Annotated in this window: 16 protein-coding genes; 15 read left to right on the top strand and 1 reads right to left on the bottom strand. The window is 32.1% G+C overall.

Annotated elements, in window-relative coordinates:
• The first annotated feature begins 54 nt into the window (after positions 1–54).
• The 15 genes from ACWGOQ_RS18360 to ACWGOQ_RS18430 all read left to right on the top strand — a co-directional run bounded on the left by ACWGOQ_RS18360 (position 55) and on the right by ACWGOQ_RS18430 (position 17,085).
• Positions 55–1,053, top strand: a complete 999-nt coding sequence (locus tag ACWGOQ_RS18360; RefSeq protein WP_452057785.1) for an SDR family oxidoreductase — start codon at positions 55–57, stop codon at positions 1,051–1,053.
• A gap of 37 nt (positions 1,054–1,090) precedes the next feature.
• Complete coding sequence (locus tag ACWGOQ_RS18365; protein ID WP_452057784.1) at positions 1,091–2,374, top strand: nucleotide sugar dehydrogenase; 1,284 nt, start codon at positions 1,091–1,093, stop codon at positions 2,372–2,374.
• 47 nt (positions 2,375–2,421) lie between these two features.
• Complete coding sequence (locus ACWGOQ_RS18370) at positions 2,422–3,963, top strand: oligosaccharide flippase family protein (RefSeq protein ID WP_452057783.1); 1,542 nt, start codon at positions 2,422–2,424, stop codon at positions 3,961–3,963.
• A gap of 7 nt (positions 3,964–3,970) precedes the next feature.
• Positions 3,971–5,251 (top strand): hypothetical protein, encoded by a 1,281-nt coding sequence (locus ACWGOQ_RS18375; RefSeq protein WP_452057782.1) that lies wholly within the window; start codon positions 3,971–3,973, stop codon positions 5,249–5,251.
• Positions 5,252–5,277: 26 nt separating this feature from the next.
• Positions 5,278–6,243, top strand: coding sequence for a polysaccharide pyruvyl transferase family protein (locus ACWGOQ_RS18380; protein WP_452057781.1), 966 nt, complete (start codon positions 5,278–5,280; stop codon positions 6,241–6,243).
• A gap of 72 nt (positions 6,244–6,315) precedes the next feature.
• On the top strand, positions 6,316–7,218 hold the full coding sequence (locus tag ACWGOQ_RS18385; protein ID WP_452057780.1) for a class I SAM-dependent methyltransferase: 903 nt from the start codon (positions 6,316–6,318) through the stop codon (positions 7,216–7,218).
• A gap of 41 nt (positions 7,219–7,259) precedes the next feature.
• Positions 7,260–8,369, top strand: a complete 1,110-nt coding sequence (locus ACWGOQ_RS18390; protein WP_452057779.1) for a glycosyltransferase family 4 protein — start codon at positions 7,260–7,262, stop codon at positions 8,367–8,369.
• Complete coding sequence (locus tag ACWGOQ_RS18395; protein WP_452057778.1) at positions 8,366–9,487, top strand: glycosyltransferase family 4 protein; 1,122 nt, start codon at positions 8,366–8,368, stop codon at positions 9,485–9,487. Before ACWGOQ_RS18390 ends, ACWGOQ_RS18395 begins: the two co-directional genes overlap by 4 nt.
• Entirely contained in the window at positions 9,484–10,056 is a 573-nt protein-coding gene (locus tag ACWGOQ_RS18400) for a serine O-acetyltransferase (protein WP_452057777.1), read from the top strand. The genes ACWGOQ_RS18395 and ACWGOQ_RS18400 overlap by 4 nt, the downstream gene beginning before the upstream one ends.
• 87 nt (positions 10,057–10,143) lie before the next feature.
• On the top strand, positions 10,144–11,232 hold the full coding sequence (locus tag ACWGOQ_RS18405; protein WP_452057776.1) for an EpsG family protein: 1,089 nt from the start codon (positions 10,144–10,146) through the stop codon (positions 11,230–11,232).
• 35 nt (positions 11,233–11,267) lie between these two features.
• Positions 11,268–12,158 (top strand): glycosyltransferase family 2 protein, encoded by an 891-nt coding sequence (locus ACWGOQ_RS18410; RefSeq protein WP_452057775.1) that lies wholly within the window; start codon positions 11,268–11,270, stop codon positions 12,156–12,158.
• Positions 12,158–13,297, top strand: coding sequence for a glycosyltransferase family 1 protein (locus ACWGOQ_RS18415; RefSeq protein ID WP_452057774.1), 1,140 nt, complete (start codon positions 12,158–12,160; stop codon positions 13,295–13,297). Before ACWGOQ_RS18410 ends, ACWGOQ_RS18415 begins: the two co-directional genes overlap by 1 nt.
• Before the next feature lie 6 nt (positions 13,298–13,303).
• Positions 13,304–14,707 carry a phenylacetate--CoA ligase family protein gene (locus ACWGOQ_RS18420; RefSeq protein WP_452057773.1) on the top strand — a complete coding sequence of 468 codons (1,404 nt, stop codon included), beginning with the start codon at positions 13,304–13,306 and terminating at the stop codon, positions 14,705–14,707.
• A 118-nt stretch (positions 14,708–14,825) separates the two neighbouring features.
• Positions 14,826–16,139 carry an MBOAT family O-acyltransferase gene (locus tag ACWGOQ_RS18425; RefSeq protein WP_452057772.1) on the top strand — a complete coding sequence of 438 codons (1,314 nt, stop codon included), beginning with the start codon at positions 14,826–14,828 and terminating at the stop codon, positions 16,137–16,139.
• 10 nt (positions 16,140–16,149) lie between these two features.
• Positions 16,150–17,085: a hypothetical protein gene (locus ACWGOQ_RS18430; RefSeq protein WP_452057771.1), complete on the top strand. Its 936-nt coding sequence runs from the start codon at positions 16,150–16,152 to the stop codon at positions 17,083–17,085.
• Positions 17,086–17,139: 54 nt separating this feature from the next.
• Here the strand turns inward: ACWGOQ_RS18430 and ACWGOQ_RS18435 are convergent.
• A partial coding sequence (locus ACWGOQ_RS18435; protein WP_458202837.1) for a hypothetical protein occupies positions 17,140–17,558 on the bottom strand: 419 nt, incomplete at its 5' end.

Below are 17,558 nucleotides of genomic sequence, written 5' to 3' on the forward strand. Positions count from 1 at the left end.
CTATGTAATATACATAGCGTAGGGGATTAAAAATCAAGGGGTAATACAAAATACATGAACACTAACCAATTAGAACTATTAAGTTCTTCTACTGTTTTAGTAACAGGAGCGGCAGGCTTTATCGGATCTAATCTATGCGAGGCATTACTTGAAAAGGGTAGTATAGTGATAGGCTTAGATAATTTTGCAACAGGGCACAAAAAAAATATAGCTGCACTGCAAGAAAATCCAAATTTTACATTTATAAAGGGTGATATCCGAAATCTAAATGATTGTCATAAAGCCTGTACAGGTACTGATTATGTGCTACATCAAGCGGCTTTGGGATCTGTACCGAGATCGATAAATGACCCTATTACCAGTAATGATGTAAACGTTAGCGGTTTTCTAAATATGCTAGTAGCGGCAAGAGATGCAGAAGTGAAACGATTCATTTATGCAGCGAGTTCTTCTACCTATGGAGATTCAAAAGCATTACCCAAAGTAGAAGATGAAATTGGGAAACCTTTATCACCATATGCTATTACGAAGTATGTAAATGAATTATATGCAGATAATTTTAAAAGGACTTATGATCTCGATACTATAGGGTTACGATATTTTAATGTGTTTGGCCGGAAACAAGATCCAAATGGTGCATATGCTGCTGTGATTCCGAAATTTGTTATGCAATTTATGAAATATGAATCACCAGTGATTAATGGTGATGGGTCTTTCTCTAGGGATTTCACCTATATTGATAATGTAATTCAAATGAATCTTAAGGCAATAGTTTCGGATAATGAAGCGGCTTTAAACCAAGTGTACAATACCGCATTTGGAGAAAGAACAACATTAGATGAGTTAGTAGGTCTGTTAAAAGAATATCTCTCAGAATTTGATTCAGAAATTAGTAAAGTAAACGTAAAGAAAGGTCCGGAACGTAAGGGGGACGTGCCTCATTCTTTGGCTTCTGTGGATAAAGCTAAAGCACTATTAAGGTACGAGCCAAAATTTGATATAAAATCGGGGTTAAAAGAAGCCGTAAAATGGTATTGGAAGAACCTAAAGTAATTTTACATAACCAGTAAATAAACTAATTAACCACAAAATGCAAAATATTAAAATAGGAATAATCGGCTTGGGGTATGTTGGACTTCCTTTAGCAAGATTGTTTGCAACAAAATTTCCTGTAATTGGTTTTGATATTAATCAAAAAAGAATAGAGGAATTAAGATCCGGAATTGATACTACGTTAGAAGTAGAAGATGAAGTACTACAGTCGGTATTGAGTACTACTTCCGAAATGGATCAAGGGTTATATTGTTCTGCAGACTTAGAGGACATAAAAAGTTGTAATTACTACATCGTAACCGTTCCAACTCCTGTAGATAAAAATAACAGACCTGATCTTACTCCTTTGTATAAGTCAAGCGAAACAGTTGGTTACGTCTTGAAAAAAGGAGATATAGTTATTTATGAATCTACAGTATATCCGGGTGTTACAGAGGAAGAATGTATTCCGGTTTTAGAAAAAATTAGTGGATTAAAGTTTAATGAAGATTTTTATGCGGGGTATTCTCCAGAACGGATAAACCCGGGAGATAAACTGCATACAGTAGAAAAAATACTTAAAGTTACTGCAGGTTCTACACCAGAGATTGGTAAAAAAGTAGATGCCTTGTACGCCTCTGTAATTACTGCAGGAACTCATTTAGCTCCAACTATCAAAGTTGCTGAAGCAGCTAAAGTCATAGAGAATTCGCAACGTGATATCAACATTGCTTTTGTGAATGAATTAGCCAAGATTTTTAACCTCATGGATATTGACACCAATGAAGTGTTAAAAGCAGCTGGAACTAAATGGAATTTTTTGCCTTTTAAACCAGGGTTGGTAGGAGGTCATTGTATAGGGGTTGATCCTTATTATCTTGCCCAAAGAGCACAAGAGTTTGGGTACCATCCCGAGATTATATTAGCTGGTAGAAGACTAAATGATAGTATGGGGCAATATGTAGCTTCGGCAGTAATTAAATTGATGGTAAATCATGATATCAAAATCAAAGGGGCCAATGTGCTAGTCCTAGGAATTACTTTTAAAGAAAATTGTCCGGATGTTCGAAATACAAGAGCAGTGGATGTAATAAGAAACCTACAAGATTTTGGAACAGATATTACCATTTTTGATCCTTGGGCAAATCCTGATGAAGTAAAACAGGAATACAATCTTGATACTGTTACCAAAATGCCAACATCCACATTTGATGCCGTCGTATTAACAGTAGCACATAACGAATATTTGGAGGTTAATCTGAAGTCCTTGTTAAAGCCAAACGGGATTTTGTATGACGTAAAAGGAATTTTGAAGGAAGAAGAAGTACACGGAAGACTGTAGGGAAAAGATATCTTCAGGTATAAATTAAAATTTTTAAACCAACCACATTGAGCCAATTAAAAAAAGGAGCTTTACTTACATATTTAAAGATCTTCTTAATCAATGTTATCGGAATTGTTATAACTCCGCTAATAGTGAGTTATTTAGGAAAGAATGAGTACGGGATATTCAACGCTATTGGGGCTTTGATAGGAACCATTGCACTTCTTGATTTTGGACTAACCAATACTGTTGTCAGGTTTGTGGCCAAATATAGAGCGGAGAAGGATACAGACGGAGAGGCGAACTTTTTGGGTACCGTTAGAGTATTATATTTTGTTGTGTCCATATTAGTAGTTATCTCAGGAACAATATTTTATTTCTTTATAGACACTTACTTTACAAAATTCAATGCAGAAGAACTTAGAATTGCTAAAGCAATGTTTGTGATTCTGATTTTTAACTTGGCCATTCAACTTCCTGGAATGATATTTACTGGGATTTGCAAGGGATATGAAAAGTTTGTCTTTCCCGAATCTGTTGGGATTATCAGATACCTGCTACGATCATTAACTATTGTTGCTGTATTATTTTTTGGAGGAAGAGCAATTGCATTAGTAATTGTAGATACTATATTTAACATACTTACAATTTCAGTATCTGCTTATTATGTATTGGTAAAGCTTAAGGTAAGATTTAAATTGAAGAAATTATCCAAATCCTTTATTCTTCATATTTTTCAATATTCAGGTTGGATTTTTCTGTTTGCGATTGTAAACATGCTTCAATGGAAGTCTGGTAGCTGGGTGTTAGGAGCCATAAGTGTTCCTAAAGTTTTAGGAATCTATGGCATCGGAATCGCATTAGGGACATATTATGGAGCATTTTCTACTGCAATTTCGAGTGTGTTCTTACCAAGAGCGACCCAAATGTCTGTTAATAATGCTAGTGGCGAGGAGTTGACAACCATGATGATAAAACTAGGAAGGCTATCTTTTATTATATTAATGTACATTTTCGGAGCTTTTATGCTCTATGGAGAACAGTTTATTAATCTTTGGGTAGGAGGAGGAGAATTATCTGGCGATGGAAGATACAATATGAAAGAATGTAACGAGATTTATACAATCGCATGGGTAATAATGATTGGGTATACACTTCCTTTATTACAAGCTTTTGGCAACTCAATACTCGAGGCTAAAAATAAATTATCATTTAAAGCTATCCTGTACCTTATGTTTATGATTTTGGGTGTAGTGGTAGGTGGTTTTTTAGCAATAGAGTATAGTGCAACAGGCATGATAATAGGACTTGTGGGAGGATGGATCATTGTTCAGAATGTGATGAACTATTATTATCATAATAAGATTGGATTGAATATCATTCGATTTTTTAAAGAGCTGTTTCATAAGGTTTTGCTAATAGTCTTATTGATAATTACTGTCGGATATTTTATCAATTATATTCCTGGTGAAGGATGGTTTAATTTTATTGTCAAAGGAGTTTCTTATACCGCTGTTTTTGTGGTTATGATGTATTTTGTCGGTATGTTAGAATATGAAAGAGAATTATTTAGAAAACCTATCGTTTCATTACTGAAACGAAAATAACTAACCAATGGATACATTAAAATTACAATCAATTAGATATTCAGAAGATGGTCGTAAGATTAATTATGAATACTTGATCGGTGCTAATATCCAAAAGCTATTTGTAGAGAAGGAATCATTTTATACTAAATATCAAATCGATGTTAGTACAACACCTGCAAGTATTGCGGTCATTCCGTTTTTATCTAATGTATTACCAATAGCTTGGTTTGCCGGTTTTACAATTGAAGTTGATGAAGTTGATGAAGATTTTTATAATGCGCAGGAGAAGATAAAAAAAGAGTTTGTAAAACGTGACCATTCTAGGAATCTAAAAGGAACCCTTTTTGCGAAAAAACGAGTAAAGAATTCATTAGCAGGTTCCAAATCAGCTATGCTTTTTAGTGGAGGAGTAGATGCGTATGCAACCTACATTAGAATCTATGATCAAAAGCCAGATTTAGTTACACTTCACGGGGCGGACATCGCTATAAATGATAGAGATCAATGGAATGATTTTACTGAATTTATAGAAAATGAAAATCTTTTACAGGATAATAATAAAGAATATATAGAAACGAATCTTAGAGATTTTTATACCTATCAAGTTGAACTTTTATTAAAAGATATCGGTTGGTGGGGTAAAGTACAACATGGGTTAGCTCTGGTGGGGTCAATCGCTCCATTATCATATGTAAACAAGTACAGTTCCGTTTATATAGCATCTTCTTATACAGATCATATTGACATAGATTGGGGATCTACCCCTGCAATTGATGAAAAAATAACCTGGGGATCTGAATTTAAAGTTTTTCATGATGGCTATGAGTTAAAAAGACAAGATAAAGTTGATCTGATATCAAAATTTGCTTCTGAAAAAAATAAGAGATTCAGGTTAAGAGTTTGCTATTCTGAAAAAAGAACAGAATTTAACTGTAGCTATTGTGAAAAATGTTTTAGAACAATACTAGGTCTTATGCTCAATAATCAAAACCCTAATGAGTATGGATTTAAAGTAGATAGTACAGTGTACGATAAGATTTATCAAATATTACACATAGGCTCTGGAAGCAAGGGAGTGAAATACTTTTGGTGGGAATTGATGGAAAAAGCTAAGAATGTAGATACTTTTTATGTTTTTGATGATTTTGAGATTGAGACCAAACAGATGAATGATTTCAGAAATGGCAAGGTAGATCGTCTTTTAGAAGAAAAAATTAATAATGCAAATAAAGGATCGAATAGATTGAAATTTATTATCAGAAATAGATTCCCTTGGTTGCAAAAGCTTTATAGAAAACTTAAATAGATAACACTAGGTAAATTGCATAATTCATGAAATACGGACTACTCACATACGACGAGAATAAGAATTTCTTCAATGTTGGAGATAATATTCAAAGTTTAGCGGCTAAACAATTTTTACCAAAAGTCGATATGCTATTAAATAGAGAAAGATTAGGAGAATATAAAGGAGATCCGATAAAGTTAATTATGAATGGGTGGTTTACACATAACATTCATAATTGGGTTCCTTCCGAAAGTATAGATCCAATATTTGTTTCCTTTCATATGAATAATACTGCTGCTCCAGCTATGCTAAGCGAAAATGGTATTGCTTATTTAAAGAAACACGAACCCATAGGATGTAGAGACCAGTTTACTGCAGACACACTAAAGGCAAAAGGGATTGATGCTTACTTTACTGGTTGTCTTACATTAACACTAGATTCATATAAAGTTGACGATTCTGAAAGAGGGGACGACGTATATATAGTAGATCCTTTATACAGTTATCCTAGGCCAGAAAAAGTATTTTATAATACCAAAATCACTGTAAAAAATATTCTTAACGGATCAGCTTTTAAGTTAGGGAAGAAGAATAAGCATATTAAAAAATTTATCAGTAAAGAAGTTTTAGATAGTGCATCATTTATCAACCAAGAACCGCCTTCTAAAACATATACAGATGAACAGAAATTTGATATGGCTGTTGAATTACTTAATAAGTATGCCAGAGCAAAACTTGTAATAACATCAAGAATTCATTGTGCATTACCCTGTTTAGCTATGGGAACACCTGTAATTTTTGTTAATGGTTTTGATAGTTTTGTAGATTCTTGTCGCTTTGATGGTATTCTTGAATTATTTAATAGAATAGATATTGATAGTAAGACAGGAGCATATACTTCTAATTTTGGACTAGAAGGACAAATAACAAAAGACACTATCGTAAAAAACCTCGAAAAACATCACGATTTAGCCAATGCATTAAAAGAAAAAGTTACTAATCAAATTTAATCAACTACACAAACGATGAAAAGGGCATTCAAAAAACTGTTAAAAAATAAGTTCTTTATAGCTCCAAAAAAAATGCAACAAAAGCATACAGAATTTTCTAAAGAGCAATTAGAAGAATTGACAAAATCGCTGAAAGAAAACTATTTAGACAGAGGTAATACTAAAACTAGACTATCTCCAAACGAATATAATCAAGCAGTAAATGGACAGCTTTTTGAACGTTTGTATTATAACCGAAATCGAATCGCACCTTGGTTACAGAATGTAAAAGATTTAAATGGAGCAAATATTCTCGAAATTGGATGTGGAACTGGGATTTCTACATTAGCATTAAGCGAACAAGGAGCAAAAGTAGTTGGAGTAGATGTAGATGCAGGAGCACTTGCTGTAGCAAAGGATAGAATGAAAATAGCAGGGTATGAAGCAGAATTACATCTTGTGAATGGTGAAGAAATTGAGAAAAATTTTACAGACAGAAAATTTGATTTCATTATCTACTATGCTGTATTAGAGCACATGACTGTGAGCGAAAGGTTAGAATCATTAAAGCAAGCTTGGGATATGTTGTCAACAGGAGGATATCTAGCAGTTATAGAAACACCTAATAGACTATGGTACTATGATTCGCATACAGCTGCATTACCATTTTATGATTGGCTTCCGGATGAATTGGCCTATTATTACTCTAAGTTTTCAAGCAGGAAGAATTTTAAAGATTCCTACAGAGAGTTAGATGATGAACGTATGATGAAATTTCAAAGATGGGGAAGAGGAGCTAGTTATCACGAGTTCGAAGTGGCTATTGCGCCCTTAAAAGAACTAAATATCGTAAGTAGTTTGATGAAGTTCGAAAAATCTGCCTTCTTAAAAGTTGGTTTTAAGGGGCTACGATATATTAAATTTTTAAAATCACTAAACAAAAACTTAAACAGTGGTTTTTGCTACCCATATTTAGATATCGTTATAAAAAAGTAATAAATTAGATAGTCTTGGATACTATTCTAAACTAAATTTAGATGAAACTTGTATACATTGTTAATCGTATAGATGGTCCGGGAGGATTAGAAAGAGTACTTTCCATTAAAGCAAGTAAACTTGCAGACGATTATGATTATGATATACATATTATTACATTAAATCAAGATACGGATCATCTTTTCTATGATTTTAGTTCTAAGTTATCTTATCATAATGTGAAAGCAAAAGGGAATCCGTTATCCAGAATGTATAAATATGCATCTGGTTTACGCAACATAATTAAGAAACTAAATCCAGATATTATCGCTGTATGTGATGATGGTTTAAAAGGTTTTTATGTTCCATTACTATTAGGAAAACCTTGCCCTATGATCTATGAAAGACACGTTTCCAGAAGTGTTGAGATCAAAAAGGGAAAAAGATCGTTCAAAAAAAGGATTGCTACAACTACTAAATTTAGCCTCATGAATTTTGGAGGTAGATATTATGATTATTTTGTTGTATTGACCAATGGAAATCTAAATGAATGGTCTTTTAAAAACCTTAAAGTGATCCCTAATCCTTTATCCTTCTATCCTGAAATAAAAAGCACCTTAGAAAACAAAAAAGTACTAGCTGTAGGTAAACATTGTTTCCAAAAAGGATATGATCGATTGCTTAAAAGCTGGAAAAAAGTCGCTGCAAAACATCCAGATTGGACGTTAGATATATATGGTACGATCAGCAAAGCAGAAGGTTTAGATACATTAGCTGATGAACTTGGTATATCAAATACGGTACACTTTTATCCACCAGTAAAAAATATTGCAGAAAAATACGAACAAGCTTCTATTTATACAATGTCATCCAGATATGAAGGATTTGGAATGGTACTTACAGAAGCAATGGCATATGGCGTGCCCTGTATCTCGTATGATTGTCCGTATGGACCTTCGGATATTATTACTGATAATGAAAATGGACTTTTAATTGATAATGGTAATATTGATGCTTTCGCCGAAGCCATAATTTCCTTAATTGATAATAAAGAGAAGAGAAAATCCTTGGGAATGAATGCAAAAGAAGCTGTAAAAAAGTACTTACCTGAAACTATTGCTGAAGAATGGAATGATGTATTCAAAAGTTTAATAAATACCTCTTCAACATGAGAATAGCTTTTATCATTGATCAGGTATATTTGCACGGAGGCATAGAAAGAGTACTTTCGATTAAAGCAAATTATTTTGCCTCTAATGAAGGCGATGAAGTTTACATCTTTACTACAGAACAAAAGAAAAAAAAGCCCTGTTATCACTTTGATACAAGAATCGTATTCAAAGATTTAGGAATTAATTATAATCGACGAAAATCTTATTTTCATCCTGAGAACCTGAAAAAATTACCCAAGCATATCTCAAGAACTAAAGCTGCATTAAAAGCTGTCAACCCTGATATAGTCATAGTTTGTAGTCATAGTGTAGATACCTATTTTGTTCCATTTATTGTAAAATATATTCCCAAAGTTAAAGAATTTCATTATTCGAGATTTATTGAGAAAGAAAAACGAAAAAAACCAAGTCTTTTTAAAAGATTCTTTTTTATGTTCACGGATTATGTAGAATCAAAATATGATACATTAGTGGTTCTTAACAAAGATGAATCTAATTACTATAAGAGCAAGAATACGGTAGTTATACCAAATCCATTGACGTTTTACCCGGATCGTGTTTCTGACGTTTCAAATAAAAAAATAATTACTGCTGGAAGAATTGCCGCAGTAAAAGGATACGATATGCTAATAGATATCTGGAAAGAGATTGTACCTATTAGAAAAGACTGGGAACTTCATATCTTTGGTAGTGGAGCGCCTGGTTATGTAAAGATGCTTCAGGATAAAATTGATACAGCAGGTATTCAGGATAGCATAAAATTAATGGGATCTACGGATAAGATTCAGGAAGAGATGTTAACCTCTTCAATTTTTGTGATGACATCACATAACGAATGTTTTCCATTAGTTTTGTTAGAAGCACAAGCCTGTGGCTTACCTATCATATCTTTTGATTGCCCTTATGGACCAAGAAATATTATAGATAGAAAAATGGGTGTTCTTATACCTTTGGATAAAAACAATATTTTTATTAATGAACTTAGTATATTAATGAATGATCAGGAAAGTAGACGTCTCATGGGTAAGAATGCCAGAGAAAATGCTAAAAAGTATCAATTAGATATTGTGATGGATCTTTGGAAAAAAATGTTTAATGATTTAATCCACAAAAAATGAGATCATTACTATTAAATATATATAAGGTGTTGTTGTTACCCCATATGTTCGTATATCAAATAAGCAAAAATAAAGAGGCTATTGATAAAGATATAGAAAGATGGGCAGACGCAAAAGGAATAAGGGGTACTAAGGTTTCTTTACTTTTTAACTTCTTGGCCATATCTCCTGACTTTAGAACATTATTTTATTTCAGAAACAGAGGTATTGTTTCTAGTTTGTTAAATGTATACTGTAAAAAAGAGAAGTATTTTAGAATTGATATTAGTACGAAACTAGGAGGAGGTGTGCTGACTGGACATCCGTACAGTACAATTTTAAATGCAGATTCAATCGGAGAAAATCTATATGTAAATCATTTAGTGACAGTAGGAGAGGTTAATGGGAAAAGACCTACCATAGGAGATAATGTGTCGATTTATACAGGGGCCATTATTATTGGTGATATCAAGATTGGTAATAATTGTTCAATAGGTGCGGGATCTGTAGTAGTTAAGGATGTTCCGGATAATTGTGTTGTAGTCGGAAACCCTGCTCGTATTATTAAACAAGATGGAAAAAAGATTTGATCCGAATTTGTAAATAAAAACTAAAAGAATAAATCCAAGAATGTGAGTCAAAATAGTAATAACATAACGCTTAAAACCACTTAAAAAATGAACACTTTTGTTCCTTTAGAGTTTTACTATCCGTTGTATATTAATTTATGCCTCTTTCTAGTTGTTTTTACATTATTGCATACCAGAATTCTGCAAATTAATGAGCATAAAAACCTTGTATTCATTAATTTCTCTGGGTATTTTTTATTAATTTTTCTTATACTTTATATTGGTCAACGACCTATTAGCGGAATTTTTGGCGATACGGTTAATTATATTGTCACATTTGATAGATACAGACTAGGAGGTGATATCCCAGAAGTAAATGATTATGGTTGGCATGTATTCATGAAAACTTTAGCACAGATAGTATCTGCACATACTTTTTTCACAATCTGTGCATTTATTTACATATTTCCGCTGTATAAAATTTCTAAAACGTTATTCGGTCAATATTGGTACTATTCCTTCCTGATGTTTATTGTTTCTTTTTCATTTTGGACATATGGAGTTAATGGAATGCGTAATGGTGCGGCCACATCCCTGTTTTTATGGGGTTTATGTTATCAAAGAAATAAAATTGTTATGGCCTTATTTTTTCTGGCAGCGACATTTTTTCACAAAACATTATTCTTACCAATTTTTGCTTATATAGTAACTTGTTTTTATAACAACCCCAAAGTATTTTTTAAGGGGTGGCTTTTTTGTATTCCTTTATCTCTGGTAATGGGAAGTCTGTGGATTACACTTTTTGCGAGTTTAGGTTTTGGGGATGATCGACTTACAGGATATTTGACATCAGAAGTAGATGCGAATACGTTTGCTAGTACTGGTTTTCGGTGGGATTTCTTATTTCATAGTGCTTTTGCAGTGTTTGCTGGATGGTATTTTATTTATAAGAAGAAATTTGTAGATAAATTTTATTATCAATTATTGAATACCTACCTGATTTGTAATGGATTTTGGATTTTGGTAATCAAAGCTAACTATTCTAATAGGTTTGCCTACTTGTCTTGGTTTATGATGGCAATTGTTATTATATATCCATTTCTAAAAAAGAATTTTTTTAACAATCAGCATTTTATGATTGGAAAAGTAATGCTGGTTTACTTCTCATTTACATATATGATGTATTATTTATATTGAGGATAATCATTAACAACAGATCAATTAATCAACACATGAAAACTATAACCGTATTTACACCTACCTATAACAGGGCTTATTGCTTACATAAGTGTTATGAGAGCTTAATAAAACAGTCTAATCAGGATTTTGTTTGGTTAATTATAGACGATGGTTCTACTGATGATACCAAAACATTGATAGCTTCATGGATTAAAGAAAAGAAAATTGATATACAGTATCATTATCAGGAAAATCAAGGGATGCATGGAGGTCATAATGCTGCGTATAGATTAATAGAAACTACACTTAATGTATGTATAGATAGTGATGATTGTATGGGGGAAGAGGCGATAGACAAAATTCTTCTTGCCTGGAAAAAAATAAAAGACAAGCCAGAATTTGCTGGATTAGTGGGACTGGACGCAGATCCGGAAGGGAAAATTATTGGCACAATGATTCCTGATCATATAAAGGAGACTACTCTGTATGATTTATACAATACACATAATGTGTTAGGAGACAAAAAGTTAGTGTATAGAAGTGAAGTTGTGAAAAAATACCCTTCGTATCCGATTTTTGAAGGAGAACGTTTTGTTCCTCTAGGATTTTTGTATCAGTTGATTGATCAGGATTATAAATTGCTACCAATCAATGATGTGCTATGTGAAGTGGAGTATATGCAGGACGGATCAAGCATGAATATTCTTAAACAATATAGAAGACATCCAAAGGGGTTTGCTTTTTCTAGAAAAAGCAGAATGAAACTTGCACAAAATTTTAAAGATCAATTTAAAAATGCAATTCACTATGTTTCTAGTGCGATGTTTACAAAAAATGGATCTTTTATAAGTGAATCACCTAAGAAATTTACCACTATTCTGGCTATACCATTTGGGATACTATTAAACTTGTATATACGATATAAAACAAAAGGAGAATTTTAATGGGAACAATACGAGTTTTACAAGTTTTCACTATTATGAATAGGGGAGGAGCGGAATCTATGATTATGAATTATTATAGAAAGATAGATCGGAACAAAGTACAATTTGATTTTTTAGTTCATAGAAAAGAAAAAGCTGCTTTTGATAACGAAATAGAAAGTTTAGGTGGCAAAATTTATAGGTTCGACGCTATAAATCCACTTTTCCCTGCAGAATACTACCATAAGTTACGCGCTTTTTTTAAAGAACACCAAGAGTATACTATTGTCCACTCGCATTTAAATACTTTTAGTTGTTTTCCTCTTAAAATCGCTAAAGAGTTTAACATACCCTGTAGAATCGCACACGCACATATTGCCATTGATGATGTTCGTATTACTTCTCTTTTTTCTCAAAAAGAAAGTATAAAAGAAACTTTCAAGAAGCTAATCAAACTTCAACTCAAAAAAAAGGTAAAGAAAGATGCGACACACTTATTTTCTTGTGGCGATAAAGCTGGGAAATGGTTGTTTGGAAAAAATACTTCTTTTAGAACTATGAATAATGCGATTGATACTTCGAAGTTTGCATACAATACCATAATTGCTAAGCAGTATAAAGAAGAATTCAATGTGCAAAATCGTTTGGTGATTGGTCATGTAGGAAGGTTTGCAAGTCAAAAAAACCATGCGTTTCTATTGCAGATTTTTGCAGCTGTATTAAAAGAAAAATCGGATTGTGATATGGTTTTGATAGGTGATGGACCATTAAGAAGAGGTATGGAAAAAGAAGCTAAAAGTTTGTCTGTCGATGGTAAGGTGCACTTTTTAGGAGCACGAGCAGATGTACCCGAATTATTTCAAATGTTTGATGTATTTGTTTTTCCATCTTTTTATGAAGGACTTCCCGTTACTCTCATTGAAGCACAAGCAGCTGGAATTAAGGTATTGGCATCAGACACGATTACTACCGAAGTTAGTCTTACTGGCGATATTGAGTTTCTTTCGATAGACAAGTCTGCTTCATATTGGGCAAGTAAAATAGTAGCTCTAGACACTTCAAGAAAAAATAACAATACTAAAAAAATAGTGAATGGCGGTTATGATATTGTTTCCAATACTCAAAAGATTCAGGAATTTTATATTGAACAAATAAAGTAATTAATTATGGGAAAAATGCAAGAGAAAATATATAATAGTTTGCCGTATCCTTTTAAGTTTATATTGTTAAATATAAAGGCTTTTCAAAACTCTAAGAAACGCTATACAAAAGAGTTTGATGCTTTTTTGAAAGAATATATCGATTTATGGAATGCGGATAAGGACTATATAAATAAATATCAAGAAAATAGATTAAAAGTAGTATTATCGGAGGGATTGCACTATTCTGATTGGTATGGGAAAACAATGAAAAAACTTGGTATAAACGTTACTGATATTGAAGAAAATCCTTATGATGTACTCCAGATCATGCCTATCCTAACTAAAACCGAAAGAAAAACAAATCCAGATATATTAGTAAACAAAAATCGTCCTACGGATGGAGTGGGCTACACTAGCGGAACATCAGGAGCGCCTACAATTAACTATTTGGATAAAGAATCCATAAATAGGTCCTTCGCCTTATGGAGAAGGTTTCATAAAGCAATTGGTTTAGAAACTAAGAGCGTTAAGCAAGTTAGGTTTTCTGGTAGATTGATTGTAAAACCAGATGCAAAAAAACCTCCGTTTTGGGTGTACAATTACTTCGAAAATCAACTATTAATGTCCACCTATCATTTAACAGATGATAACCTATTGCTTTACGTTAAAAAATTAAATCGTTTCAAACCTGTTTTATTAGACGGATACCCATCGGCAATTTATATTATAAGTAGATTCATAAATCAAAATAACCTGACATTAAGTTTTACTGCAAAGGCTATCGCAGTTACAGCAGAGACATTATACGATTATCAACGATTAGAAATCGAAAAAGCTTTTAATTGTAAGGTATATAATCAGTACGCTTCTAGTGAAGGAAGTCCTTTTATAACAGAATGCGTACAAGGAAATTTGCATTTAAATACAGATTCCGGTGTTTTCGAATTTGTAAATGCCAAAGGAGCAAAAGCAAAGTGCGGTGAAGTAGCTCAATTAGTAGTTACCAGTTTTACAAACCTAAAAACACCGTTAATAAGATATAATATCGAAGATACGGTATTACTTTCTGAAGATGGAAAATCTTGTGATTGTGGTTGCGCGATGCCTATTATAGAAAAACTCACGGGTAGGGAAGATGATATCCTTTGGACCAAAGAAAAGGGGTATGTTGGTAGGATGGACACGGCCTATAAAGGTTTGGAAGGAATCGTAAAAAGCCAAATTATACAAGAAAATGCAGAAGAGATTATTATTAATTTAATAGCAGATCAAAAATTTGATAGCAAAATGCAGGAAAAACTAGTGCATAATTTTAAAGATAGACTGGGGCAGAATGTAAATTATCAAATACAAATTGTGGACGATATTCCTTTGGGACCCAATGGAAAATTTGATGCGGTTAAAAGAAATTTTACAATAGATATATAAACAATTTGTTTAAATCATGTATTTCAATTCTTTTGATTTTTTAATATTTCTTCCTATAGTTTTTGTTATTTATTGGTTATTTGAAAAAGGTAAAATTCTTTTTCAAAATATTATTTTGTTGAGTGCAAGTTATGTTTTCTACGGTTGGTGGGATTGGAGATTTTTGTCACTGATTGCACTAAGCACTTTTGTAGACTATTTGGTAGGTATCAGAATTCACCTTTGTGATGTAGAAAAGTTAAAAAAAAGATGGCTTATCGTTAGTATTTGTTTCAATTTAGGGGTGTTATCTTTTTTTAAGTATTGTCATTTTTTTATTGATTCTTGGGTGGATTTATGTAATTCTATAGGATATACTATAAAAGATGTTACTACACTAAGTATAATTCTTCCAGTAGGAATTTCTTTTTATACTTTTCAAACTATGTCATATACAATTGATATTTATCGAGGTAAATTGGAGCCTACTAGAGACTTTATCTCATTTGCGGCTTTTGTTTCTTTTTTTCCACAATTAGTTGCTGGACCTATTGAAAGAGCTACACATTTACTGCCTCAGTTTTTAGAAAAAAGGAAGTATACTAAGGAATCAATATCATATGGAATAAAGCTCATTATTTGGGGGTTTTTCCTAAAACTAGTAGTTGCTGATAGGACAGCAATTTATGTAAACTCAGTTTACAATAATGTAGAATATCACGATGGACTAAGTTTACTTTTTGCTACTGTTTTATTTGCATTTCAAATTTATGGAGATTTTGCAGGGTATTCTTTAATAGCAATTGGAACTGCAAAATTCTTTGGGTTTGATTTAATGACTAATTTTAAAAGACCTTATTTTTCTGCTTCTATACACGAATTTTGGAATAGATGGCATATTTCCTTATCAACTTGGTTTCGTGATTACTTGTACATACCGTTAGGTGGAAATCGCGTTGGTAAATTTAGATGGTTTTTTAATTTATTTATTACATTTTTAATAAGTGGTCTATGGCACGGTGCGAAATGGACATTTGTCATTTGGGGAGCAATTAATGGGGTTTATTTAATTATAGAAATACTTTGTAATGGTAAAAAAAGAAAAGGTGTTCTTAATGTTATTTGTACTTTTTGTTTTATAAGTTTTGCCTGGATTTTTTTTAGAGCTAATAGTGTTGACGATGCTTTTTACATTATTAATAAAATTTTTACTAATCCGGGTAGCTTATATATTGGAAGTGGTGATGATATAACTGCATCTTTATATGCCGTACTAGCAATTTTTTTACTTCTTACAATTGAGTTTAGAAGAGAATGTTTAAAGGATATAATTTTTATCAATTTTATTAAAAAAACAGAAACAGGGCGTATGTTTGTGTATGCTTTACTTATATATTTAATTCTATATTTGGGTGTTTTTGGGGATAGTCAATTTATTTATTTTCAATTTTAAAGCTTTATTTATGAATAGATACTTGGCTACGTTTTTTAAGATTATAAAATTTATGATCGTTATATCGCTTGTGGATGTTCTTTTTGGAACAGCAAGTAATTATTTATTTTTTTCACAGAAAACAGGTAAATATGCACGTGCTAACCAGGTTATTTATGAAACAGAAGCAGAAGTGTTGATTTTTGGAAGTTCTCACGCACACCGACATTATGTTCCCAAGGTTTTAGAAAAGCAGTTAAACACTACAGCTTATAATGCTGGTGCCGAAGGACAACAGCTATTATATCATTTGGCGCTTCAGAAAATGCTCCTAAAACGTAGTAAGCCCAGTTTATTTATTCTTAATATAGATGAAGATTTCTTATTCTCTTCGGCTATAGCTCTTGATAGACTTAATGATTTGAATCCTTATTATACCGAATATAAAGATGAACTAAAACCGCTTTTTAAGCTAAATTCAGAATTTATTGATATAGAGATGTTCTTTAATTCATACCTTTTAAACTCTACAATCCTTCATATATTTAGATATTGTTTATCTCCTCAATTAGATTATAAAGGTTATAGACCTCTTTATGGTGTTATGACTAAAGATAAAACTCTTTCTAAATCAGACATGACGGATGATAACGTTAAACAAATTGATGAGAATTTCGTCATGGCTTTAGAAGAATTTATTTATAACTCGAAATCAAATAATATCGATTTAGTTTTTGTGATGTCTCCAACACTAAGAAAAATAAATAAAAATAATAAATCCCTTATGATGATTAATAATATAGCTAATAAGACGTGCGTGCCTATATTAAACTTATCAACTAGTAAAAAATTTGATAATAAGCTCGAGTGGTTTCACGATCCATCCCACCTTAACGATAATGGGGCTAAGTATTTTACTAAACTGGTTTCGGAATATATAAATCAACAAAAAAATAGTAATAATTAAAAAAGGATATCGTGAGACATCCTTTTTTAATTACTTTATACCAAAGGTTTATCCTTATCGCGTTACACACGTATTACCAATTAAAGTAATTGCATTAGGAGTGTCTGAATTGTTATTAATACAATCATATCGATCAGCTCCAGAAGGTTCTAGTATGTTATTATTGCTAATAGATACACTAGAATGAGTTCCATATAAACGGATACCATCACTATCGCTAGGGTTTATTTTGGTATTAGATGAAATATCGATATTAGAAGAAGTTCCTAATTCGATACCGCCTGTTACTTCATTGTTCTTAAGTGTAATTCCGTTAGCATTATTAATGGTGATCTTTTTATAGTTTAAGAATTTATTTCTTTCTAAAGAGATCGTATACCCATTAGACTCTGAGGAATTATTCAATCCAGTAAGATATAGATGGAACCCACCAGCAGTAACTTCATTATCGTTAATAACGGTATTATTTACAA

The sequence above is a fragment of the Aquimarina ulvae genome (genome assembly GCF_053613295.3).

Coding starts and splice junctions, on each gene's coding strand:
- ACWGOQ_RS18360 (WP_452057785.1), top strand. CDS start 55: ATGAACACTAACCAATTAGAACTATTAAGTTCTTCTACTGTTTTAGTA.
- ACWGOQ_RS18365 (WP_452057784.1), top strand. CDS start 1,091: ATGCAAAATATTAAAATAGGAATAATCGGCTTGGGGTATGTTGGACTT.
- ACWGOQ_RS18375 (WP_452057782.1), top strand. CDS start 3,971: ATGGATACATTAAAATTACAATCAATTAGATATTCAGAAGATGGTCGT.
- ACWGOQ_RS18380 (WP_452057781.1), top strand. CDS start 5,278: ATGAAATACGGACTACTCACATACGACGAGAATAAGAATTTCTTCAAT.
- ACWGOQ_RS18385 (WP_452057780.1), top strand. CDS start 6,316: ATGCAACAAAAGCATACAGAATTTTCTAAAGAGCAATTAGAAGAATTG.
- ACWGOQ_RS18390 (WP_452057779.1), top strand. CDS start 7,260: ATGAAACTTGTATACATTGTTAATCGTATAGATGGTCCGGGAGGATTA.
- ACWGOQ_RS18395 (WP_452057778.1), top strand. CDS start 8,366: ATGAGAATAGCTTTTATCATTGATCAGGTATATTTGCACGGAGGCATA.
- ACWGOQ_RS18400 (WP_452057777.1), top strand. CDS start 9,484: ATGAGATCATTACTATTAAATATATATAAGGTGTTGTTGTTACCCCAT.
- ACWGOQ_RS18405 (WP_452057776.1), top strand. CDS start 10,144: ATGAACACTTTTGTTCCTTTAGAGTTTTACTATCCGTTGTATATTAAT.
- ACWGOQ_RS18410 (WP_452057775.1), top strand. CDS start 11,268: ATGAAAACTATAACCGTATTTACACCTACCTATAACAGGGCTTATTGC.
- ACWGOQ_RS18415 (WP_452057774.1), top strand. CDS start 12,158: ATGGGAACAATACGAGTTTTACAAGTTTTCACTATTATGAATAGGGGA.
- ACWGOQ_RS18420 (WP_452057773.1), top strand. CDS start 13,304: ATGGGAAAAATGCAAGAGAAAATATATAATAGTTTGCCGTATCCTTTT.
- ACWGOQ_RS18430 (WP_452057771.1), top strand. CDS start 16,150: ATGAATAGATACTTGGCTACGTTTTTTAAGATTATAAAATTTATGATC.